This window comes from Metabacillus sp. 84 (assembly GCF_050107715.1).
GTDB lineage: Bacteria > Bacillota > Bacilli > Bacillales > Bacillaceae > Metabacillus_B.
In genome coordinates this window covers 1-22,593 of record NZ_JBNILN010000007.1, presented here as the reverse complement: position 1 = coordinate 22,593, position 22,593 = coordinate 1, and the positions used below count along the sequence as shown (strand labels likewise).

At 48.0% G+C, this 22,593-nt stretch carries 18 protein-coding genes; 3 read left to right on the top strand and 15 right to left on the bottom strand.

All coding sequences use genetic code 11. The annotated features are described in order from the left end of the window. Positions 1-2: 2 nt before the first annotated feature. Positions 3-3,719, bottom strand: coding sequence for a helicase-exonuclease AddAB subunit AddA (addA, locus tag ACQCV8_RS13315; protein WP_426845137.1), 3,717 nt, complete (start codon positions 3,717-3,719; stop codon positions 3-5). Next, positions 3,712-7,209, bottom strand: a complete 3,498-nt coding sequence (addB, locus tag ACQCV8_RS13310; RefSeq protein ID WP_426845136.1) for a helicase-exonuclease AddAB subunit AddB — start codon at positions 7,207-7,209, stop codon at positions 3,712-3,714. The genes addA and addB overlap by 8 nt, the downstream gene beginning before the upstream one ends. Before the next feature lie 124 nt (positions 7,210-7,333). Here addB and ACQCV8_RS13305 point away from each other — a divergent pair, with 124 nt between their 5' ends. Continuing rightward, positions 7,334-8,476: an MFS transporter gene (locus ACQCV8_RS13305; RefSeq protein WP_426845135.1), complete on the top strand. Its 1,143-nt coding sequence runs from the start codon at positions 7,334-7,336 to the stop codon at positions 8,474-8,476. 10 nt (positions 8,477-8,486) lie between these two features. On the opposite strand, the gene ACQCV8_RS13300 is transcribed toward ACQCV8_RS13305, so the two are convergent. Further along, positions 8,487-9,104 carry a TVP38/TMEM64 family protein gene (locus tag ACQCV8_RS13300; RefSeq protein ID WP_426845134.1) on the bottom strand — a complete coding sequence of 206 codons (618 nt, stop codon included), beginning with the start codon at positions 9,102-9,104 and terminating at the stop codon, positions 8,487-8,489. 238 nt (positions 9,105-9,342) lie between these two features. On the opposite strand from ACQCV8_RS13300, the gene ACQCV8_RS13295 reads away from it, so the two are divergent. Further along, complete coding sequence (locus ACQCV8_RS13295) at positions 9,343-9,696, top strand: hypothetical protein (RefSeq protein ID WP_426845133.1); 354 nt, start codon at positions 9,343-9,345, stop codon at positions 9,694-9,696. On the opposite strand, the gene ACQCV8_RS13290 is transcribed toward ACQCV8_RS13295, so the two are convergent. Beyond that, positions 9,693-10,220, bottom strand: a complete 528-nt coding sequence (locus ACQCV8_RS13290; RefSeq protein WP_426845132.1) for a competence protein ComK — start codon at positions 10,218-10,220, stop codon at positions 9,693-9,695. The two genes, ACQCV8_RS13295 and ACQCV8_RS13290, sit on opposite strands and share 4 nt — an antisense overlap. A gap of 258 nt (positions 10,221-10,478) precedes the next feature. Here ACQCV8_RS13290 and ACQCV8_RS13285 point away from each other — a divergent pair, with 258 nt between their 5' ends. Next, positions 10,479-10,715 carry an IDEAL domain-containing protein gene (locus tag ACQCV8_RS13285; protein ID WP_426845131.1) on the top strand — a complete coding sequence of 79 codons (237 nt, stop codon included), beginning with the start codon at positions 10,479-10,481 and terminating at the stop codon, positions 10,713-10,715. An 85-nt stretch (positions 10,716-10,800) separates the two neighbouring features. Here ACQCV8_RS13285 and ACQCV8_RS13280 read toward each other — a convergent pair whose 3' ends face one another. The 11 genes from ACQCV8_RS13280 to ACQCV8_RS13230 form a co-directional block, all read right to left on the bottom strand. Further along, the gene (locus ACQCV8_RS13280; RefSeq protein WP_426845130.1) at positions 10,801-10,953 is read right to left on the bottom strand and encodes a hypothetical protein; all 153 of its coding nucleotides are present in this window, start codon (positions 10,951-10,953) and stop codon (positions 10,801-10,803) included. A 16-nt stretch (positions 10,954-10,969) separates the two neighbouring features. Further along, entirely contained in the window at positions 10,970-12,265 is a 1,296-nt protein-coding gene (gene aceA / locus ACQCV8_RS13275; protein ID WP_426845129.1) for an isocitrate lyase, read from the bottom strand. A gap of 23 nt (positions 12,266-12,288) precedes the next feature. Further along, a complete protein-coding gene (gene aceB, locus ACQCV8_RS13270) occupies positions 12,289-13,881 on the bottom strand; it encodes a malate synthase A (protein ID WP_426845128.1) in 1,593 nt (530 codons plus the stop codon). Between the two features lie 275 nt (positions 13,882-14,156). Continuing rightward, complete coding sequence (locus ACQCV8_RS13265; protein WP_426845127.1) at positions 14,157-14,693, bottom strand: GNAT family N-acetyltransferase; 537 nt, start codon at positions 14,691-14,693, stop codon at positions 14,157-14,159. A 113-nt stretch (positions 14,694-14,806) separates the two neighbouring features. Further along, positions 14,807-15,973, bottom strand: coding sequence for a GNAT family N-acetyltransferase (locus ACQCV8_RS13260; protein WP_426845126.1), 1,167 nt, complete (start codon positions 15,971-15,973; stop codon positions 14,807-14,809). A gap of 158 nt (positions 15,974-16,131) precedes the next feature. Beyond that, positions 16,132-17,394 (bottom strand): M48 family metallopeptidase, encoded by a 1,263-nt coding sequence (locus tag ACQCV8_RS13255; RefSeq protein ID WP_426845125.1) that lies wholly within the window; start codon positions 17,392-17,394, stop codon positions 16,132-16,134. A gap of 71 nt (positions 17,395-17,465) precedes the next feature. Beyond that, entirely contained in the window at positions 17,466-17,774 is a 309-nt protein-coding gene (locus tag ACQCV8_RS13250) for an AzlD domain-containing protein (protein ID WP_426845124.1), read from the bottom strand. Beyond that, on the bottom strand, positions 17,767-18,486 hold the full coding sequence (locus ACQCV8_RS13245; protein ID WP_426845123.1) for an AzlC family ABC transporter permease: 720 nt from the start codon (positions 18,484-18,486) through the stop codon (positions 17,767-17,769). Before ACQCV8_RS13245 ends, ACQCV8_RS13250 begins: the two co-directional genes overlap by 8 nt. Positions 18,487-18,980: 494 nt before the next feature. Beyond that, entirely contained in the window at positions 18,981-19,757 is a 777-nt protein-coding gene (locus ACQCV8_RS13240; RefSeq protein ID WP_426845122.1) for an enoyl-CoA hydratase-related protein, read from the bottom strand. Next, positions 19,754-21,316, bottom strand: coding sequence for a fatty acid--CoA ligase family protein (locus tag ACQCV8_RS13235; protein WP_426845121.1), 1,563 nt, complete (start codon positions 21,314-21,316; stop codon positions 19,754-19,756). The genes ACQCV8_RS13240 and ACQCV8_RS13235 overlap by 4 nt, the downstream gene beginning before the upstream one ends. A 129-nt stretch (positions 21,317-21,445) precedes the next feature. Then, on the bottom strand, positions 21,446-22,090 hold the full coding sequence (locus tag ACQCV8_RS13230) for a hypothetical protein (protein ID WP_426845120.1): 645 nt from the start codon (positions 22,088-22,090) through the stop codon (positions 21,446-21,448). Positions 22,091-22,593 lie beyond the last annotated feature (503 nt).

Genomic DNA, 22,593 nt, shown 5'->3' with positions numbered 1-22,593 from the left:
TTTTACACGTCCAAAATACTGCCGGTATCAAAGAAAAACAGCACTCTTCTAATGACCGGTCTTCTATATATCGCTTCTATCGCTTCGCTGTAAAGCCTGAGCTGAATTTCGTAACGGTCTCTCATTGTACTCTCCGCATCCGCAAAGCCCCCTGGAAACCTTCCTTTTATCGCATCGGTTTTGAAATCGACGATCGTTAAGCCTTCTTCATCTTCAAAAAGACAGTCAATGACCCCTTGTACAAGCACGTTATCCGGGACAGCTTCTTGCTCTGGTGCCCGGGCATAGCTGAAAGGCACTTCTCTTAGGATCCTTTTAGCTGAGAGCATGGTTTTCCCGATTTCCGAGGAAAAAAAGGCAGCAATCGCATCTGGATCTACAGCATTTGCCTGTTCTTCTGTCAGCAGCTCCCTGATTTTCATGTCTTCAGCAGTTTGAAGAACGTCTTCACGTGAAACGGGGGCTTCCAGGGAAATATGCTGCATAACGGCATGCATGGCCGTTCCGCGTTCCGCTGCCGTCAGCACTTTCTGCTGCAGAAACTTTGGCCGCTCATAGCTGATGCTTTGGTTTCTTCTCCCGCCTGGTATATGCTCTGCATATTCGTCCTTATAGGCTTGCTGTCTTTTAATCTCTGATACGGACTGCTTCGACCGCTGCCTGGACGCAGCGGCATAAGGATACGACCAGGTCAGTTCCTTCTCAACCGCTTCTCTCCATCCGGATATGACAGGAACTGGACGGTTTTCGGAAAGGGCTTTTAAGATTTCCGCTTCCATATCCTCCCGCTCTGAACCGGATTCAGTCAGTTCGCTCTGATGGACAAATTGCACTTTCCATGCAGACGAGTGGCTTGAAAGCTCATTCATGCCTGCCTCTCCCTCATGGAGCTCATGTGAATCGCGGTGGCGGACAAGAGCAGGTCCAATCCAGTCCAGATAGGATTTTGCCTGCAGCCGGTCTCCATCAGGCAGCAGCCAGTCCTCCTTGAGAAGTGCTCTCTTCCAATTTTGTAGTGCTTTTGCTCTGTCCTTGACCGTTCCGATCAGATACAATTTTTCCTTCGCCCTTGTTAACGCTACATACAGGACTCTCAGCTCCTCTGACAGCAATTCAATCTTCAGTTTCTTCTTCATCGCAAGCAGCGGGAGGGTCGGATAGCTGAAGCGCAGTTCAGGATGAATATATTTCGTGCCGAAGCCCAGATGCTTATCGAGAAGAAAGCTTTTATTCATGTCCATCATATTAAATTGCCTTGCAAGTCCTGCCGTAAAGACAACCGGAAATTCAAGTCCTTTGCTGCTGTGAATCGTCATAATCCGGACGACATCCTCTTGCTCTCCAAGAGCTCTGGCAGCCCCTAGATCATCCCCGCGTTCCTGCATTCTTTCAATAAACCGCAGGAACCTGAATAATCCGCGGAAGGAGGTTGCTTCATATTGGCGGGCACGGTCATAAAGGGCGCGGAGGTTCGCCTGGCGCTGTTTCCCTCCAGGCATGCCGCCTGCAAAATCAAAATATTTGCTCTCTCTGTATATTTTCCAAACCAGATCAGACACCGATCCTTTTCTTGCATCGCTCCTCCACTCATGCAAGCGGCTGAAAAAGCGGTTCAGCTTTTCTGCAAGCGGCTGATCGGAGGCTATCGCGTGCTGCATGGCCGCTTTGCACGCTTCGTAATAGGTGCCTTTTTTGTCGTAGGTCCGAATGGCTGCCATCTCCGTCTCGCTGAGTCCGACGATTGGCGACCGCAGGACAGAGGCAAGCGGAATATCCTGTGACGGGTTATCAATCACCTTAAGCAGTGACATCATGATGTTCACTTCTGTTGCTTCAAAATACCCGCCTGAAAGATTGGCATAAACGGGAATGCCCTGCTTTTTAAGCTCTTCGATCATTTGAGGGGCCCAGGGCATTGAGCGCAGCAGGATCACAATATCCCGGTACATGATGTTCCTCGTCCCGCCTTTTTTCCGGTCATAAACCTGAAACCGGCTGTCCGTCAGCTCACGGATTTTTCTAGCAATCAGCCTTGATTCAAGCTGAACCGTTTCAGCCTCCGGCTCATTAGGAATGCCTGCTGCCTCTGTTTCTTCCGTATCATCCAGCCCGCTTCTGTCCGCAAGCAAAAGCTCAGTTTTCATACCGCTGCTTTCAGGATATGAGGCACCAAGCTTCAGTTCAGCCTGCTGGTCGTAATCGATCTCTCCCACCTTTTCACCCATGAGCTGTTTGAAAAGAAAATTTGTGCCATCCAATACTTCTGAACGGCTCCGGAAGTTCTTATTTAAATCAATTCTCTGGCCTGTAAGCTCTGGAACCGGCATAAATCTTTTATATTTCGCCAAAAACAGCATCGGCTCTGCCAGGCGGAAGCGGTAGATGGATTGTTTCACATCCCCTACCATAAATAAATTCCCGGTTTCTTCTGTCTCTTTTTTCACGAGCTGGAGAATGGCCTCCTGCACCAGGTTGGTGTCCTGGTATTCATCCACCATCACTTCCGTGAATTGCCGGCGGCAGGCAAGCGCAGGCTCACCGGGCAGAAGACGGCCAGCTTCGTCTTCTACAGACAGAATGGAGAGGCATAAATGTTCAAGATCTGAATAATCCACAAGCCCTTTTTCTTTTTTCTTTTTCTGAAAATTGGCCCCGAACTTTTTTACAAACTGAACGAGTGTCTCCATTACCGGCTTCAAATCCCCCAAATCCTTCATGGAACGGCGGATATCCCTCTGGAACCAGTCTTCTTTGACTTTATCCAGGTGCTTTTTGGCGCTCTCTCTTAACGCCTTCACTTCCTCCGTCAGGGCAGGATCATATTCGTCCCCTTTGACGGGTTTCGCGCGCTTAGGTTTTAGGGCCTGAAATCCTTCTGAGAGTTCGTCCCACGTACCTTCCTTTTCCAGGAGCCTGTTTACCTGGTCCAGATAATCCGATACATCGTCCGCTCTCGGTGCAGGTCCCCCAGGCATTCTGATGAGTCTCATCGCCTCTTCAAGCCGCTCTTTAGCCAAACCTGTGCTGATGGCAATGTCTTCTCTGATTACCGGAAAATACGGCTGCTCTTCCAATCTGGAATCTTCGTTCACATCATAAAGCTGAGGAAGCCGGTCAAGCCATGCATCCGGATTCGGATTGGATCTTGAAAAATCATAGAGAGTCCGAATCAAGTCCTGCAGGGCTAAATCACTCCTGTCAGAGGAATAGCGGTCGGCGAGGTCGAAAAATGGTTCATTGTCCTCTTTCCCATACTCCTCTTCAAACAGATCATCCAGGACTTCATCCATCAGGAGCGCCCCCTCAGTCTGATCAGCGATCCGGAAGCCCGGATCGAGGTCAATCATATAGTAATATTTCCGGATCATGTTCAAGCAGAAAGAGTGCAGGGTCGAAATGGATGCTCTGTTCAAAAGGCTGAGCTGCCTTCTTAAATGCAGAGAGGCCGGGTTGCTTTTTAGGGCCTGTTCCAGCGCTTCCCCTATCCGGTTTTTCATTTCGGCAGCGGATGCGTTAGTAAAGGTTACGACAAGGAGCCGGTCCACATCGGCCGGGTTATCTCTGCTTGTAATTTTCCGGATCATCCGCTCTACCAATACAGCTGTTTTCCCTGAACCTGCTGCAGCCGCTACAAGAATATCCCGGCCGGAGGAGGCAATGGCCGACCATTGATCATCCGTCCACTGGCTCTCTGCGGGCTTCGGTATGTGATTAGTCATGATAAACGCCCTCCTCCTTTAAGCGCTGCAGAACCTGTTCGTTCTTTTCATCGGGCAGCATCCGGTATTCATTATCCTTGAGAGACTGGTCAAATTGACAGACTCCTTTATAAGGACAAAATGTGCAAGGCACTTTATCCTTCATTCGGTAAGGGCTGATTTCAGTCGTTCCATTCGTTATCTCTGTGCCGATTTTTTTAAATTCGTTTCGGACATGACTCCGAAGCAGGCCGAATTCTTCGCTGCTGGCAATGGCTGAAGAAGCACTGAATCCGCCGCTTTTCTTAAATCCCGCGGATATGATGCTGGAAGAGGCTCCGCTCTCGAGCGTCTGATCCATCAGCTGGATGGCTTCTTCTTCTCCGAGAAGAAGGCCCTTCATTTTATATTTCTTAAAAACCTCCTCCTCCAGATCATCGAGGGAAAGCGGAGAGCCGGTCTGGATCATTGGATCATGAACATGGAAATACAGAACGCCGGCCGGGCTTGCTTCAACACCAAGCCACGACTTGGAATACGAGATAATGACATCCAGATACGTAAGCATCTGCAGAGCAATGCCGTAATAGACCTCGCTCAGGTTTAGGCCCCGGTCACTTGACTTGTAGTCAACAATCCGCAAAAGGAGCCCCTGGGAGCTCTCAGCGGAATCGACCCGGTCAATCCTCCCGGTCAGCTCCATTGTATAGCCGTTTTCAAGCTTGAATCTCATCGGCGGGAGCGGCCCGCCTTTTCCGAAGCCGAGCTCGAGGCCGATTGGCGCAAACAGAGAAAGCTTTGCCTGTTCCGCTATGGCGCCTGCTGCCCTCGCAATGATTTTTTCAAGCTTCCGCTTTAAATATTGATGGCGGCTGGAGCTGAGGAGCACTTCCTTTTGAAGCATTGGTGCAAGACGGGTTACAGCTTCATTTGACAAGCTTTTGCACTGCTCTTTTGTCAAATCCCGCCATGGCACCTTTAATTCCGTGATCCGGTCTGAGATCATCTTTAAAGCCGAATGGAACAGCTGTCCTACATCCGGCGCTTCAAGCCTGAACTGCTCCCTTTCCTTCAGCTTTAATCCGTGGCTTGCGAAGTGTGAAAAAGGACAGCTTCTGAACTGCTCCATCCTTGAGACACTGCCGAGAATGTGCCCGCCGTAAAGCTCTTTTGTTACGTCCGGCTTCAGAGGCTTCGCTCGGTTTTCGTAGAATAAACTGCTGACCACCATCGCTGCGCTGCCGCTTGGATCATTCTCTATGAGATAGTTGTAGGCGTCCCACCAGCTGTCATGCACCGGGTATTGTTTTTTCCATGTTTGAAGCTGGGCGCTTAAATAGGTAAGCGCGATGGATTCGTTCGGCATAAACGTGAGCTGCTCCTCTTCCGGCAGCGATTCAGGTTCATTGACCAACCACTCCCTGGAAGCCTTCGGGAACAGCTCCTCCAGCCTGCTGACCATCATAGACGGAAGCAGGGTTTTCCCTTCTGGATCTGCAGCCGGGTAGGAGACAAAGAGATGCTCTGATCCGCTGACAAGCGCCATATAAATAACAAAGTTTTCATCCAGAAGCTGCTGTCTTGCAGAAGGTGCCATAGCAACACCGTTTCGTTCCAGAAGTTCCCTGTCTTCATCTGACAGGATGCCGTCTTCCACCGGTTTTGCAGGTATCACTCCATCATTCACCCCGGCCGCAAATGTATACTTCAGCCCATAGAAACGTGAACGCTCCATATCTCCAATCAAAACCTGATCCATTGCTGGAGGGACGAGGGAAAACTTGAGGCTTTCGAGACCTGTATCCATCATGTCGGCAAACTGTTCGGCTGATACGCACTGCTCCCCGATCATTTCTGCAAATTCATCCAGCAGCCCCATAACAGCGTCCCATACTTGCGCATGCTCGCGTCCCTCAATAAGCCGGCCGCCGCCTTCTGCCTCTTCCCGCAGCTGCTCAAGCTTCGCCGGAATGTTCAAATTCTCAAGAAACATGTAAAGTGCAGAAGCTTTTCCCACTCCAGTTTTTGCTTTCCTGAGACCGTCGGCCAGTCCTTTGAGCGGCTCGGATACCATATGTTTCAGTTCGTTAATCTGCTCTTCTTTCTCCAATTCTTCATCTGTTACAGCATTGCCGCCTTCTAATGAACGGAACCTTCTGTAAGTCCACCTCTTATCTGAGGTCCACCTTGATCCATTGATTCCGTAGGCAAGCACATAGTTTTCGAGAAAATCCATTTTTTCACGGTACAGCTGCCGGTCTGATCCCTCCGGAAAAAGAAGATCCGTTTTGACGGCCCGGAAAACAGCTTCATATCTAAAGCTTCCAGTCACCGCCTCTACAGCAGAGCGGATCAGCTCTATGAGAGGATGATGGAGCATGGAGTGCTTCTGGTCTATGAAAAATGGAATCCCGTAATCTGTAAAAACCTGTTCGATTAAATCCTGGTAGCTGGAGGGGTTTCGCAGCAAAATTGCCACTTCCCGGTAGCGGATCCCTTTTTTCCGGACAAGATAATGAATCCGGCGCGCAATTCCCTCCACCTCCGCACGGTGGCTTGCCGCCTGGCATATCGAGACATCTGCGGCTCCCTTAAAGGGCACCGAAGGCCTTGTATCGTAATTCTGCTCTAAATGCTCAAGCGAAGGAGAGTATGCGAATCTCGGGAGTTCTTTCAGCAGAACGGGTTCTTCTATTTCAATATGAAGCTCCTCTGCCATCCTTTTAAAATCCGCATATGTCATCCCCGTCATTCTGAAAAGATGAAGCTCATGCGGCAAATGCCGGTCAAACAGCTTGTCTGCTGTTATCGTAAGCGTTACCCGTTCCGCCTTGGCAGCCAGGCTCTTTACTGCCTCCCTCTCCATTGGCGTAAATTGATGAAATCCGTCTATGTAAACTTCCGCCTTTTCCAGATAGGCAGATTCTTCAATTCGTTCTGTAAGCATCCTCAGTGTATCCTCAGAATCCACGTACCTCTCTGCAAGGGCTTCCTCAAGCCGCCCGTAAATGATATGCAGGTCCTCAAGCTTTCCTGACAGCACTCTTTCTTTTTCATCCATATGCTGCTGGATGGAACGGATGCTCCCAATCAGCCCATCAGGATCCAGGTTATACCGTTTAAATTCAGTCAGCATCGTTTCCACATGCTGAATAAAGCCGGCTTTATCACTGGCTTTGCCATATACGTTAAAATTCTGCTTTTCCTCTTCAATGATTTTCCTAAGCATCATCTGCACGCCCGAAGACGTGATCATCTGCTTGGCCGCTCCGGATGTTTCCTGAAGAATCCTTAAACTGAGACGTGAAAAGCTGAAAACCTGCGCCCTGATCATTCCGCTCAGACCAGGGGTTCCAGCCAGTTCATATTCCATTGCGAACGTCATTTGATCAGGGACTAGAAAAATAATCGGCGGTCCATCAGGCCGTTCCATCAACTTTTCCCTGATTTCATTCAGAACCATCGTGGTTTTGCCGCTGCCTGAACGGCCTGCCAAAAACCGGATTGTCATTCCATTTGCCTCCTCTGGCCTTAGTCGTTTCTTTATATTATATACGAATACACGTTCGATTTCATCTGGTGGAAAACCGGACAGAATCTGCTGCATATAGTGTAACAGAGATGGGGGGATGCCAGTGAACGCATCAGGCCGGATTGCCGCGTTCTTCCTGCTTGCCGCTGCCGCCGCTGCAAGCAACCTGTATTTGCTTATCCCTATTTACGCTGAAGTAGCTGCGGGGCTTCGCGGGAGTCCCGAGGAGATTGTGTGGAGCGCCTCTCTTTTTACCTTTTTTTATTCGATCGGACTGCTCTGCTTCGGCCCTGTTTCAAGTCTTTTCGGACGAAGGAGGACGATGGCGGCCGGGCTGCTTATCTGCGCTGTACTTGCCTATTTGCTGACAGGCTCGCAGTCTCCCGCTTCCTTCCAGATGATAAGGGGGCTGCAGGGATTTTTTCTGGCAAGCTTTGCGCCAGTTGCCTACTCCTACTGCTTTGAGACATTTACAGAGGAAGTCAGAACTCATCTTATCTCCTTGATCAACGGCGGGTTTCTTTTAGCCGGTGTCGCCGGCCAGATGATAAGCTCGCTTCTCACTCAGTTCTTCGGATGGCAGGCCGTATTCTGGTTTTTCTGCGCTGCTTTTTCAATCATAGCCCTAACGGCAGCGCTGCTCCTTCCGGCCTCCAAACGACGTGCTTCGGGAGATGCTCTTGATTTATCGGTTCTTTTCCGTTCGGATCTTTTCCCATGCTATGTACTTACGTTTAGTCTGCTGATGGCCTTTGCAGCCTTTTACGATTCGTTCAGCCGGTATTTCTCAGATGCAGGCGATGAGATTCTCTTTTTAAGCCGTACAGCGGGACTTGCAGGGGCCCTTCTTTCCTTTTGGAGCGGTCCCATCATGAGGAGAATCGGCATCAAATCGGCATTGACCGGGTCAGTCGCTGCCCTTTCTGCTGTTCTCGCTGCAGCCGCCCTGCTTCCTTATCTGCCTGTGGCAACGCTGCTTTCAATATGGTTAACCGCCTCTATGGCCATGTTGCTTCCCGCTCTTATTACCAGGATTGGAGAACTTGCGGGGGACAGCCGTGCCTCCGCGATTTCCTTTTACTCCTTTATTCTTCTGGCGGGTGCTTCAGCAGGCCCGATTCTGGCTTATCATTTTCCGTTTAAAGCCCTGACTGCCGGATTCAGCCTCTTTTTTGGAGCATTCGCCCTATTCTTTTTTAAGCAGGCTGCCGGGCCGCTGCGGGAAAGAAAAAACCCGGACTCATAAGTTCCGAGCTTTACTCCCTGTCCAATTTTTGCTTCATTTTCGCATTGAGTCTCTTTTCAAGAATTTTGCCGACAATCCACATGAGGATCAGCACGCCTGCAGCGGTCAATGACTTAACCGGATTTGTAAACATGGCGTGTAAATCCTGCCCAACGTAGCTCACAATAAAAATCATGACGAGCTTTCCCGTAAAAACCGCCAGCAAAAAATTCCAAATGCTGATTCTCGACAGGCCTGCCACCACATTCACTGCAGCCGATGGAGTAAATGGAAAGCAAAGCAGAATGAACAAGGGCCCAAACCCTTTCTCTTCCACCCAGTCCACCATCTTTTTGATTCCTTTATGCCTGCTTAAAAACCGCATAAACCGCTTCTGTCCGTATTTTCTTACAAGCAGAAACACGATAAATGCCCCTGCAGAAGCCCCGATCCAGGACAGAAAAAAACCAAGCCCGAGCCCAAATGAGTTCACATTGGCTACAATGAAAACCACTAGCGGCAAAAAGGGCAGAAACGCTTCTAAAAGCGGCAAGGCCACTCCAAGAAGGGGACCGAATGAGCGATACTGTTCAAATAGCTTCATCATGTTTTCGAGCGTAAACGAATCAAAAAACGCATGCAGGTCCATCCCGAACTCCTTAACAATATGAGGTATCCTCTTATTTTACCGTTTTTCGGGAAAAACTTAAATAAGCAGGTGCTGGAAAACAAATCCCTCTTGAAAAATTTTTTAAATCGGAATAGAATAAGTTACGAACAAACGTTCTATACTTAAGAAAGACCTTCTCTGTATGGAAAATCCGCACCAGGCGGCGCAATGCCTGTCAAAGAGGAAAAAAACAGAGGATAAAGCGAGGCCGTGAACTATGACAAGAATACCCGAAGAAGTGAGAGACATCATCGACCAAGCCATCTACCTGCCTATGACCATCTCAATCCTGAACCGCGATCTCTCCGTTGTGGAAAAGAGTCCATTTAAACTGAAACAGCCGTATCTCCATCTTATTGAAGAGTCCCTTAAGCTTGCCCAAAAGGATCTTCAGCAGGTAAAGCGCGAATTGCACCGCCAAAAAATAAAAGTCAGCAAAATCAAGCATGATGAAGCCTTCACCATGTACTCCTTCCTGTATCAGGGGTATGAGGAGCAGCACAGCTACTTTAACCCGAGAATCCGGAACAAAGTATGCGAGCTGCTGCAGGAGTATTTAATCAAGGTTTAAGCATGAAACGTTTCACCCGGACTTCTGCTGTATAAAAGCTGGGTGAAGATCCGCTTTTCATTTTCAACGCGTGAAGTGATGACGGTCCGGAGCTGCGCGGTTCTGTAAAGCTGGTTTTCAAAGGAGTGAATGGAAACCGGGAGAACAAGCGATTTTCGGTTCGAAAAGGTCACAATCGTTTCCGCATCGCCTGTAGAGGAATAATCTTCAATGTACTGGTGGGAAATCCACGAGCATTGGGGTCTTGATGAAGCGGCGGTCGGGAACAGGTAAATAGCGTTTCCGGCATCTACCACTATCGGGGGCTTATGCGTGATTCCGATGGTATCTTTTGTGCCCGTTTTTCTGCCCTGGTAGCTGGAGCCGAAATAACGGCAGCTTCTATCCACTATATCAAGGGGCTTCATGGAAACCTCATACTCTTTTTCCACTTCTAATACGCAGGAAGTCAAGCCTCCGTTCTCCGGACTGCTTACAATGGCCATTGTTAAACGATTCGCTTCATACTGACTGATTTTCTCCATGCTACAATCACCTCAAATTTGTTAGGTATATTTAACCAAGAAAAATTTACCATGCCTTCTCACTGAGTTTCTACAAATTTACAGAAAGCAAATAAAAATGTAATGTTTTAACAAATAACCGTCTGAAATTGCCTTTTTTCCTATGCTTGTCCACCGGAAATATACCCTGTAGGTTAAATTATCTAAAAATTATAAATATTTAGTTGATTTTCTCTCCCTCAGTCCATATAATAAAAAAAAGGCATCAGGGGTGATCCTATGAAAAACAAAAAATCGTATGCAGAGCTTATGAAGTCCCGCCACAATATGAAGGTTGAAGCAGAAGCCGCGACTATGCTGGACATCTACATTCAAATGATTCTGGACGAAGCAGGACTGAAACGAAAAATGGCGCTCCTCGAATCTCAGATCAACGATGCACTTGACCAAAGAAACAAACCGCTGTTTATGGATTTGTCCAAGCAATATGCTGACGTGGTTCACTGTCTAAAATAACGAAGCCAATCCTCCCCGGATTGGCTTTTTATTGCTTTCAACGGCTCAGGTTGAAGTGTTGACTGGGTTTGGCCCTGCTTTTCCGCTAATGGCTGATATTCGACAGAATCCCGATCGTATTCGACAGTATCCCGATCGCAATCGACAATATCCCGATCGTATTCGACACTTGTGTACGCTCTTTGTGGCCTGCGGCTTTTTTCGGCTGGTGCAGGACGGCAGAAAAGGCGGGCCCCATCCGGCCCGCCTTTTACTCATACCCGTGAGGTTTCTGACGTGAACTGCTCGGCTTCTGTTGACCCTTTCAAAGCAGTTGTTGAGGATGTTCCGCCGCTCACCGTTTGGGACACTTCATCAAAGTAGCCGGTTCCGACTTCACGCTGATGGCGGGTTGCGGTGTAGCCGTACTGCTCACTGCCGAACTCAGCCTGCTGCAGCTCGGAGTAGGCCGCCATGCCATGATCTCTGTATTTGCGTGCCAGCTCAAACATGCTGTGGTTCAATGCATGGAAGCCCGCGAGTGTTACGAACTGGAATTTGTAGCCCATTTTGCCGATTTCCCGCTGAAACGCTGCAATGGTTTTTTCATCCAGCTTCTTTTTCCAATTGAAGGAAGGCGAGCAGTTGTAGGCGAGCAGCTTGCCCGGGTACTGCGCATGGATGGCATCAGCAAAGGCTTGAGCCTGCTCCAGGTTCGGCTCGCTCGTTTCACACCAGACGAGGTCAGCGAAGGGAGCGTATGCAAGGCCGCGTGCAATCGCCTGATCAATTCCGGACTTCGTACGGTAAAATCCTTCAGGTGTGCGCTCTCCAGTGATGAACGGATGATCGGCAGGATCGACATCACTTGTTATCAGGTCCGCTGCATCCGCATCTGTGCGGGCTATGATTAATGTCGGGACGCCCATTACATCCGCTGCAAGTCTTGCAGAAATTAGGTTCTTCACAGCTGTCTGAGTAGGGAGCAGCACTTTTCCGCCAAGATGGCCGCATTTTTTTTCAGAGGAAAGCTGATCTTCAAAGTGAACTGCTGCAGCCCCCGCTTCGATCATGCCTTTCATCAGTTCAAATACGTTCAGCTGACCGCCAAATCCTGCTTCTGCATCCGCTACGATTGGGGCAAACCAGTCAATGTCTCCTTCTTCCTCCAGGAATTGAATCTGATCTGCACGCTGCAGCGCCTGATTGATCCGTTTGACAACGCTTGGCACACTGTTTGCAGGGTATAGACTCTGATCCGGATACATATGTCCCCAAAGGTTGGCGTCTGCCGCCACCTGCCAGCCGCTCAAATAAATGGCTTTCAGTCCCGCTTTGACTTGCTGAACCGCCTGATTGCCAGTAAGAGCGCCAAGAGCGTGCAAGTAATCCTCTGTGTGAAGAAGATTCCATAGTTTTTCAGAGCCGCGCCTTGCCAGTGTATGCTCAATATCCAAAGATCCGCGCAGTCTGATTACTTCTTCTGCTGTATAGGTGCGTGTTACACCTTCCCATCGTTTATCCATTTCCCATTGTTCATTCAGCTGCTGAATCCGTTCATTTCTCCCCATTTTTCGCATCCCCTTTGCTTTCATTAAATTTTTTCGTAGCTTGGCAGTGTCAGAAAATCAATAAATTCGTCCGCTTTTACCAACTGATCAAATAAATCAGCGGCTTCAGGGAACTTCAGCTTCGCATAAAACGAATCTCCCAATTCGTCTGCGATTTTTGCCGTCTCTTCTTTCTTCAGCTGTTCGTACAGCTCTGGCGTTACCGGTCTTCCGTCCGCCAGCACCCCTCGTTCATGGCGGATCCATTGCCAAACCTGCGCTCTGGAAATTTCAGCCGTCGCCGCATCCTCCATCAGGTGATGAATAGGCGCGGCCCCCCTTCCGCTAAGCCAGGAGGCAAGATAACGGATGCCCACTTCAATGTTCATTCTGAGCCCCTGCTCAGTAATGGTGCCTTCTGGAACCTCGAGCAAATCAGCTGCGGTGACGTGCACGGAGTCCAGCTGTTTGGAAAGCTGATTTGACTCCGGCATATAGTCATCAAACACTTCCATGGCAATTGGGACGAGGGCCGGATGGGCAACCCACGTTCCGTCATGGCCATCACTCGCTTCACGGAGTTTGTCCGCCTTGACCTTGTTCATAGCTGTTTCATTGGCTTCCGGATTATTTTTAATCGGGATCTGGGCCGCCATTCCACCCATTGCCGGGGCCTTGCGTTTATGGCACGTTTTAATGGCAAGCAATGAGTAGGCTCTCATAAACGGCGTGGTCATCGTCACCTGCGCACGGTCTGGGAGGATAACGTTCTCCCGGCTGCGAAGCTTTTTCAAATAGCTGAAAATGTAATCCCATCTGCCACAGTTTAACCCTGCAGAGTGCTCTTTTAATTCATATAGAATTTCATCCATTTCAAACGCCGCAGGCAAGGTTTCAATTAAAACGGTTGCCTTAATCGTCCCCTGCGGAATTCCCAATTCCTCCTGCGCAAAAACGAAAACATCATTCCAAAGCCTTGCCTCCTCATGACTCTCAAGCTTTGGCAAATAAAAATAAGGTCCGGTGCCGTTTTCAATCAGCTGTCTCGCGTTATGGAAAAAATAAAGGCCGAAATCAAAAAGACTCCCTGAAATTCGTTTTTCATTCAGCAGCACATTCTTTTCCTCCAGGTGCCAGCCACGAGGCCGGACCTTCAGCACGGCAGGATTGCTGTTAAGCTTATACACCTTTCCGTCCGGCTGCTCAAGATGAATGGTTCTTTTCACTGCATCCCTTAGATTCAGCTGCCCTTCCATCAGGTTTTTCCATACGGGTGAAGTGGCATCCTCAAAATCGGCCATAAAAACCTTTGCACCCGAGTTAAGGGCATTAATGATCATTTTCCGGTCAACAGGCCCTGTGATCTCAACCCTCCTATCCTGCAAATCAGCAGGGAGCGGAGCGATTGTCCATGTTCCATTGCGAATATCCTCTGTTTCCTTTAAAAAATCCGGAAGAATTCCGTGATGGCTGATCTGATTTTGGCGTTCTTTTCTTTTTTCAAGCAATGCCTTGCGCACAGGTCCAAATCTTTCCTCCAGCTTCCCGATAAAAGAAAGTGCTTCAGGTGAAAGCACCTCCCGGTATCGGTCATTCCATTCTCCTTTAACACGTATGCCCGCTGTTTCCGTTGCCACATAATCACCTCTCTAAATTGTTATAATACAGATTAGTAAATCTAAGATTAATATATAACAGTTGATTCAAAAAAGAAACACTTTTTTTGAAAATATCCTCGAATTTTCAGAAAATGCACAAAATGGAGCTGTTGAACTCTCCCAACTGTCTGAGATAGCTAACAGCTTCCTTGCCTTTCCTAAAAATAGCCCCTCCCTATAAAACTCTCGAAACGTTCAATGCAAAAAAAACAGCTGACGGAAAGAATCTGTCAGCTGCTTTTCTAGACCTCATGTCAATCAGCAGGGTTAATGATCGCCAGCAGCTCATGATCCTCCCAGCGGCCGTTGATTTTCACATTTTTTCTTGCAAGGCCTTCTTTATGGAAGCCCGCTTTGAGCAGCACCTTGATCGAAGCAGCATTACGGGGCATGACGCCCGCTTCTATCCGGTGAAGCTTCAGCTCTTCAAATCCATACTGCACCATTTGCTTTACTGCCTCTGTCGTATATCCTTTACCGTTATGCCTCTCATCAAGAAAATAGCCGATAAATCCGCTTTGGATGGCTCCACGGGCCACAAAAAACAAATTGATGGTCCCAATCAGCTGATGTTCCTTCGTGTAGATTCCAAAGTGATACTCCTCATCGTTTTCCCGGCCGTGAATCTGCTGTTCAATTATTTTCCGCTGTCCTTCGAGCGTATAAAAGCTGTCCTTCCGCTCCATGGAATACTGTTCAAAAAAGTTTCGGTTTTCAGCCTGCAGACGCAGTCTTTCAGGAGCGTCCTCCAGGGTGAAAAACCGGAGATAAACCGAATGACCGTGCAGCATGATTACTCCCCCTCAATCATGGCGATTCCCGTCCCCAGGTGTTTTTGCTGTTTGCAGGGAAGAAGCGCCCTCCAGTGAATTTTGTGCAAATATATTTTTCTTTCACAAAAATATTAAAAGAAATCGTAAAAATAAGGGGTATGTTCCGGCAAGGTCCGCTCCAGCTGCCGGATTTCTTCCGCGTCTCCCTCGGCAAGGCCCAGCTGTGCAAGCGCAGAAGGAGACTTATAGCCAAATAGAATGGCAGCAAGACTATTGATGGACAGGTCCACCCCTTTTCTATCTGACTCCAGCGCCTCTTGATCTGACAGCCTTTTGGCTGTTCCGTCTTTGCTAATCAAGTAGGAACCGTTATTCCATTCAGCATGCGGATCGGTCACATGGATGAGCACCTCTGCACCTTTAAGAAACTCATAGGCTTCCAAAAAGGCCTCTGCGTCAATAATCCGTGCCATAAAGTAGGGCTTGCGTTCGGATTTGAGCCTGGGCTCCGGCAGAAGGAAGAAGAGCGGTTCACCTTCATGCGTATCCATGACCGCTTCTGTTACCATGGAATCGTGCTGGCAAATAAAATTCCAAAGTCCGTGCCTCGCCTCTGTATTCAGCGGAACAAATTCATCAACCATCAGCTTTTTATCCTTAAACTGATATAGAATATATCCTTGCGGCTGTCCTGTTTCGTCGTAGTAGACTGCGGTGGTTTCTTCATCGTAAATGGCGCGCATCCACCATTCCCGGTCACGGACAAGCATCCCTGTAAAATTGGAAGCGAATTGGTCATAGATTCGCTCAATGTCTTCGTTATGTGTTTCTTTATCGAAGCGCTTAATCGTTCCGCTCACCTGCCGCTGGATTTTAAAGTCACTGGCAGGCACCGTTGTCTTCTGGCGGCTGCTGAACAGCTCCCAGCCGTACTTTCTGTAAAAGGAGACATTAAACGGATGAAGCATGGAAACGGTCATGTTCTCCTTTTTCATTTTTTCAAGGACAAACGAAAGCATTTCCCTCACGTGTCCTTGTCTTCTGTACTCTGGATAAGTGGCAACACCGGCGAGACCGCCCATCTTTAATTTCTCCCGGCCAAAATAAACCTCATGAGTAAGAAAATGAAATTTCGCTGCCAGCTTTTCTTTCTCGATGATTCCGAATACCTGGTGATGCTTTTCCATATTCCTGTAATTTTCTTCAAGATCCGCTTCCGGCACCTTGTAAATAAACGCATATTCAGACAGCTTTGTCGCTTCCTTAAACCACTCTTTTCCAAGCTGGACAACCTTCATTATGTATTCCTCCTAGTTTGATTCGCTCAGCTCCCACCTGTACTCCTCTCAAGCACCGCCATCTACTACTTTCTTCCTTTCATCCTTTAAATCCTTTTTCTTTCGGCAAAAACCACCAAAAAACGCCTAAACGGCTGTCTAAGCGTTTTTGATCATTATTAATTTCCTCTTGTTTCAAGGTCTTCCATATACATAATCCTTTCAGCCATCGTTGGGTGGGTATACCTGAATTGCTTCACAAGCTCCGGAGGGTTCACCCGGCTCAATCCGCTCCTGCTAAGCTCCTGAAAGGTTTTAACAGCGGAGTCTTTGTCACTGGTCATTTCAATGGCATACATGTCAGCTGATTTTTCCTGGATGCGGGACACCCAATTGGTCAGCGGACTGGATGCAAAGGAGAGCACGCCGATCAGCAAAAAGAAAAGCGGCAGGGCTGCCAGCTGCCGGGAGGATTCAAGGCCGAGCCTTTTTCCTCTTATATGGATGATCCAATCCATCAGCTTTTGGACAGCATACAGTCCAACTAGCGACAGGAGGAGATAGCCGCCGATTCCTATATAAATATGCTTCATCACATAGTGGCCCATTTCATGTGCCATAATAAACAGAATTTCTTTATCATTAAGCTTTTGAAGGGTGGTATCCCACAGAACAATCCTCGAATTGGAGCCGATGCCTGTCACATAGGCATTCATTGCATTCGTTTTCTCAGACATGTTCACTTCATACACGTGCTCGGCAGGGATATCCGCCCGCTTCGCTATTTCAAGAATTTTCGTTTCCAGCTCCTTGTTTTTTAACGGATAAAAATCATTGTATAGAGGATCCAATACAACCGGCTGCAAAAACATAAGAAACAGTGTAAATGGCACCGAAAGCGCCCAGGCTGCGAGCCACCATCGTTTCTGAAATTTACGGATCAGAAAAACGAGTACGGTGATGACGAGAACCATAATGGCATAATTCGTCCAGAAATCAATCAGCTGATCCTTCATCCAGCTGGAGAAGGTCTGGGTGGAAATATGATACTGCTTGGATAACGAATAGCCGATATACTCAACCGGGAGTGAGCATGCCGTAACCACTAGAGAAACCCAGAACCAGAAGACAGCTGTGTGTAAAGCAAAAAAACGGACGGTTCCTTCTGCCCATTTTTGAAATTTAACTGCGAGCCCGGTAATAAGCATCACTAAAAACAAGAACCATTCAAATGGCGCTGTGACAAAAAAGAGAAAGTCCTTTATCCGGGAGTACTCCTCTGAAAGGATAAGCTCCCTTCCGGTCATAAACGTTTTCGGATCAGCAGGAGTCCCTTCCAGATGCGGAGGAAGCGTCCCGTCTGACATCATAAATAAGTACCAATAAATAAAAAGGCCGTACAGAAAATACCCCAGTACCGCTGCTGTAAGCCACCTGCGCATGCTGCCTTCCCCCTCAATAACCAAGCCCTCTTTGTACTAGTTTAAGATAAACACCGCTCGAATAGAACCGTTCAGCCGAAAAAGAATCCATAACCCATCACTGCAAGAATCGAGCACAAAACAACGAAAATGACATTCCACCCCAGGTATGCGGCAGCAAACGCAGCAGCTGCTCCTGCAGCACCAAAAGCAAAACCACCTTCTGTCATAAATACAGCGGGAACAATCAAGGCACCCAAAATAGCATACGGCACATTTTTAAGGACATTTTGCCAAAAAACGGGCAATACCGAACCCCTGAAAACAAGGAAAGGCACAACTCTTGGAATATACGTAACGATCCCCATGGCCAATATCAGAAGGATCATGGATTCATTCATCAGTTGAAACCTCCTTTTTCCTCCAGATGACCTCAATGCCGATGGATGAAATGAGAGTGGATAGTACAATCGCCCAGCCAGCTGAAAATAAACCGGAAAGTACAAAAAATGAATTCAGCACGGCAGCGGAGACTGCAAGCACCATAACTTTCCGACAGGCTTTCAGGGAGGGAACGAGAAGGCCAATGAACAGGGCATACAGGGCAATCGACATGCTTTCCTGTAGTAACAAAGGAAGCAGCTGCCCTGCCCAATGTCCAATCCCGCTAAACGCGACCCAGCTGGAGTAGGAAATAAAAATCAGGCCAAACAGGTAGGACGAGGAGAGGGTACCGGGCTTTACCGAAGCAACAGAAAAGGTCTCATCGGTAATGCCAAAGGCGTACAGCGCTTTTATCCAGGGACGCTCTTCTTCAGCCCTTTCGTTCAATGAAGCTGCCATCAGGAAGTGCCGGATATTCATAATAAATGTGGTTAAAACAATTTCAAAGGCTCCGGTTCCAGCAGCGATCAGGTTCAGGGATATGTACTGGGCGGCACCGGCAAAAACAAACAGACTCATCATGACCGCCTCCGCAATCGATAAGCCGGTCGATTTGGCAATCAGTCCAAAAGCGAGAGCTACCGGCATGTATCCAACTGCAATGCTGATTCCTGCCTGCAACCCTTCTGAAAACGAAGACTTTCTCTCAACCGCAGCGGCTGGCTGCATCAGATCTCCTCCTAACAAGCATCGTTTTTATAAGCCTGTCTCCCGAGTATATGAAACAGAGCTCCGTTCAATTGTTCCTCCTGTAAATAGTTTAACAAAGAGGGACTGCCGGCAGCAGACTTTGCCCGGGCGTCACAGGAAAAGAGGGTAAAAATAGAGACGTGAAAGGCATCCCTTAAATAGCGTTCAAGGATGCCTACTCACGTCTTGGAAAAGACTAAATCAATTATTAAGTACAGGGGACTTTCAGAAAAATGGAAACCATACACTTAAAAAGGCGGTGCGTACGGAGCCCTGGCGTTATATGACTTGGAAAATATACGCCTGGAGCTGCGTTGCCGGGAATCACCCATCTGTCCCCTGCAGACAATCCCATACAGCGAGTAGAGACTATCCAAAAACAGGGCCGCGTCCAGCACCCTGCTCCCATTTGCTCCAATTACTGCTGCCCTGTTAAAAAATCAGGTGAGCTGAGACCCCTAAACCAAAACCAGTCATCTTCCCTTAAACTCAGGTTTTCGCTTCTCGCTGAAAGCATGAAGAGCTTCAAGGCGGTCTTCTGTAGGGATGGTGATTTCATAGGCTTTGCGTTCGATTTGCAGTCCTGTTTGCAAATTTGTGTTCATTCCATTGCTGACGGCAAATTTTGCTTGCTGTACAGCGATTGGTGCATTGCCGGTAATCGCTTCAGCCCATATTTGGCAGGTTACCATCAGCTTTTCAGCTGGAACGGCTTCGTTCACGATCCCGTATGAAAGAGCTTCCTCTGCACTAAGCTTCTTAGCTTTTACAATGAGCTCGAGTGCTTTTGATGCACCGATTAGCCTCGGCAGACGCTGTGTCCCGCCTGCCCCCGGAATGATTCCGAGACTTGTTTCTGTCAGTCCGATTTGCGTATGAGCAGCCATTATGCGGAAGTCACAGGCCAAAGCAAGCTCCAGTCCGCCTCCAAATGCAAATCCATTGATTGCGGCAATCACTGGCTGGGGCAGCTGTTCCAAGCTGGTCAGCACTTCGCCCATTTTGAGCAGATTCCGCTTGACCTGTTCATCTGTCAGGGACCTTCTTTCTTTAAGGTCCGCTCCGGCACTGAAGGATTTTTCTCCCGCTCCTCTGACGATGACGGTGCGGATGCTATGGTCAATACGGATTTCTCCCACCGCCTCTTCCAGCTCAAGGAGCGTTTGGTAGCTTAGGCAGTTTAGGACATCCGGCCGGTTAATTGTTATGAGAGCTGTCCGGTTTTCCTTTGTAATGAGAATGAGGCTCATTGCCGCGATCTTTCCGCTACTTGTTCCTTCAATGCCCGGCGGAGAATTTTTCCCGTTGTGTTTTTAGGGAGCTCATCTAAAAACTCGATGAAGGACGGCACTTTGTATTTAGCCAGCTGTCCTCTGCCATATTCTTTTAACGATTCTTCTGTTAAAGCCTGATTATCTGTTACAACATAGCATATGACTGCTTCACCCTGCTCGGGATCCGGAATGCCAAGAACCGCCGCTTCCTTAATATCCGGATGGCTGTAATACACTTCCTCTACTTCACGGGGATACACGTTATACCCCCCGACGATGATCAGATCTTTTTTGCGGTCTACTATGTAGAAGTAGCCTTCCTCGTCCCTTCTCGCAAGGTCACCTGTATAGAGCCAGCCGCCCCGGATTGTATGGGCTGTTTCCTCAGGCATTTTGTAATAGCCTTTCATAACGTTTGGCCCTTTTACAATTAATTCGCCTACCTGATTGGGCTGAACCTCCTCTCCAAGCTCATTCACGACCCTGTTTTCAACATTCAGGATGTTCATGCCAATCGAACCAGCCTTTCTTGGCCGGTCAAGAGGATTAAAGCACGTAACAGGGGAAGCCTCGGATAGTCCATACCCTTCAGAGATGACGACTTTGAATTTTTGCTCAAACCCTTTCAGCAGCGCAACCGGCATTGAAGCGCCTCCTGAGATGCAAAGCCTTAATGAAGCTGCATCTTCCTGAGTGCCGCCCTCATGCTGAAGCATAAAGTTATACATCGTCGGAACACCCGCGAACACAGTTGCCTCATACTCTTTGATGAGCCGGAAAACTTCTTTTGGACTGAATTTCGGCACGATTATCAGCGAAGCACCGCTCATAAGCGGAGCATTTAAAGATACAGTCAGGCAGAAAACATGGAACATCGGCAGGGTAGCGATGACTTTGTCACTGTTATTCATTTTTAAATAGGCCCCGACATCTGAGGCATTGCTGTAAATATTTTTATGTGTAAGCATAGCACCCTTCGGTTTTCCTGTTGTTCCGGATGTATAAAGGATCACGGCGGTATCTTCGTCGCTGAGCTCTGGTCTTTGGAAGGAATCATCAGCTGACAGCATAGCTGTAAACGATTTCATTTTAGAGCTGATGCCTGATTCCTCTGCGTTAAAATCCCGTTTCTTTTCAGATGGCGGTGTGTCGCAGACAATCAGATGTTCAAGTGCAGGTAGCTGTGCATCCATCTGCTCAAACATTGGGATAAGCAAATCGAGAGCAATGACCCCTTTAACATCTCCATTGCCTAAAATGTACCCAATTTCTGCAGGTGTATAGATTGGATTGACCGGGATAACGGTCGCCCCTGCCCTCAGAGCCCCATACATTCCAATCACAAAATAAGGAGAATTCCCCAGCAGCAGAGCTACATGATCTCCTTTTTGTATCCCCATCGACTGGAGGTTCGCCGCAAATCGGGTCACCATCCCATCAAGCTGTGCATAAGATACAGCCTGTCCCTCAAAATAATAGGCTGGCTTATCCCCATATTGGCCAGCTGTTTCTGTTAACCGTGAACTTACATTCATTCTCCCACCCCTAACAATGAATGAATAGTCATTCATTATATTTTAAAAAAATTCTAAATATATTATATTAAAAGAAAACCATTCTAACAAGATGGAAACAGACTTTCCTCCTAAAAATCGTGAAAGGATTCAGTTTGCATCGCATGCAATCCCGTCATTATCCCTGTCTAAATCATGAGGATCCTTTTCTGGTCCTCCAGCTGCTTCATATACGGTTTGAGCATCTTCTTGAGCTGCAAAATCCCCACAGTCCAAATCAGGACCAAACGGGTCATACTCTGAAGGCTTGTTGGAAGGTGTTTCCGGTTCCCCGGATATATCATCTTCCGCCTGAACAGGCGCTGCTTTTTCAGAAGAATTTTTGAAAGCTGTATCCAGCACTTCTTTCATTTCTTCTTCATGTGCTTTTTCCATTTCTTCCTTTGCGCTGCTAACAGCGGTCTCTATCTCTGCTTCCCTGCTTGCATCCGCTTCCGCGAGCTCATCCTTCAGCTGATCGGCTTCTTTTGCTTTCTCATCCCGTTCTGCCTCAAGCTTGCTTACCTTTTCCTCCAGCAGCTGAAATTTCTCTTCAGAAGCCGGACCTGCTCCTTCCTCTGTCTTTTCAGACACAGCCGCAGACTGGCCTCCGCCACTTTGACCGATCATGACGAAGATAACAGCTAATACGGCAGCGCCTCCAAGCGCCAGTTTCTTTTGAGGTGCAGTACTGACACGAATAATCATGAAGATCAGGACTGCAAGCAGCAGCATTCCAATCCATGTTAAAAACATCCCTTATTGCCTCCCCTTTTTTCATAATTCTATTTTAACACGAAAAAAGACAGAATCTTTCCTAAATTTACAAATTTTAAGTTCTCATCCTATCAGGCTGAGATTCCTGGTGTTTTTCCACCTGTACATGAACGGAGGCCCTGCAGCGGGACAGGTTGATCCAGCAGGCGCTGATGAGGCAGTCCTTCCCCGGGTATACAACGGCTTCAGCAGAAAATAAGCCTCGTTTAACAAAATCTAAAAAAGGCCGGACCGCTTTGGAACGATGACTTCCATTAGCGGGCCAGCCGGTGTTAAAACAATCTTTTCAGGCTTTTTCCAATCGGAGGGAGACTGACGCTTTTATCCGAGAAAAATTTCTTAACCATATATTCTGTTTGAGACTCCCACGGCTAAAGCCGCAAGCCCTACACCTTACGGTGTGACGGGTGGGATTCTTGAATGACTAAACGTTCGCAGTCCATTTCTGTTTTGAACAGCCTTCAAGACAGGGGCATCTCATT

Bases quoted from the DNA above. Each gene is read 5' to 3' on its own strand.
- addA (WP_426845137.1), bottom strand. From the start codon at position 3,719: ATGACTAATCACATACCGAAGCCCGCAGAGAGCCAGTGGACGGATGAT.
- addB (WP_426845136.1), bottom strand. From the start codon at position 7,209: ATGACAATCCGGTTTTTGGCAGGCCGTTCAGGCAGCGGCAAAACCACG.
- ACQCV8_RS13300 (WP_426845134.1), bottom strand. From the start codon at position 9,104: ATGGACCTGCATGCGTTTTTTGATTCGTTTACGCTCGAAAACATGATG.
- ACQCV8_RS13295 (WP_426845133.1), top strand. From the start codon at position 9,343: ATGACAAGAATACCCGAAGAAGTGAGAGACATCATCGACCAAGCCATC.
- ACQCV8_RS13290 (WP_426845132.1), bottom strand. From the start codon at position 10,220: ATGGAGAAAATCAGTCAGTATGAAGCGAATCGTTTAACAATGGCCATT.
- ACQCV8_RS13285 (WP_426845131.1), top strand. From the start codon at position 10,479: ATGAAAAACAAAAAATCGTATGCAGAGCTTATGAAGTCCCGCCACAAT.
- ACQCV8_RS13280 (WP_426845130.1), bottom strand. From the start codon at position 10,953: ATGGGGCCCGCCTTTTCTGCCGTCCTGCACCAGCCGAAAAAAGCCGCA.
- aceA (WP_426845129.1), bottom strand. From the start codon at position 12,265: ATGGGGAGAAATGAACGGATTCAGCAGCTGAATGAACAATGGGAAATG.
- ACQCV8_RS13265 (WP_426845127.1), bottom strand. From the start codon at position 14,693: ATGCTGCACGGTCATTCGGTTTATCTCCGGTTTTTCACCCTGGAGGAC.
- ACQCV8_RS13260 (WP_426845126.1), bottom strand. From the start codon at position 15,973: ATGAAGGTTGTCCAGCTTGGAAAAGAGTGGTTTAAGGAAGCGACAAAG.
- ACQCV8_RS13255 (WP_426845125.1), bottom strand. From the start codon at position 17,394: ATGCGCAGGTGGCTTACAGCAGCGGTACTGGGGTATTTTCTGTACGGC.
- ACQCV8_RS13250 (WP_426845124.1), bottom strand. From the start codon at position 17,774: ATGAATGAATCCATGATCCTTCTGATATTGGCCATGGGGATCGTTACG.
- ACQCV8_RS13245 (WP_426845123.1), bottom strand. From the start codon at position 18,486: ATGCAGCCAGCCGCTGCGGTTGAGAGAAAGTCTTCGTTTTCAGAAGGG.
- ACQCV8_RS13240 (WP_426845122.1), bottom strand. From the start codon at position 19,757: ATGAGCCTCATTCTCATTACAAAGGAAAACCGGACAGCTCTCATAACA.
- ACQCV8_RS13235 (WP_426845121.1), bottom strand. From the start codon at position 21,316: ATGAATGTAAGTTCACGGTTAACAGAAACAGCTGGCCAATATGGGGAT.
- ACQCV8_RS13230 (WP_426845120.1), bottom strand. From the start codon at position 22,090: ATGTTTTTAACATGGATTGGAATGCTGCTGCTTGCAGTCCTGATCTTC.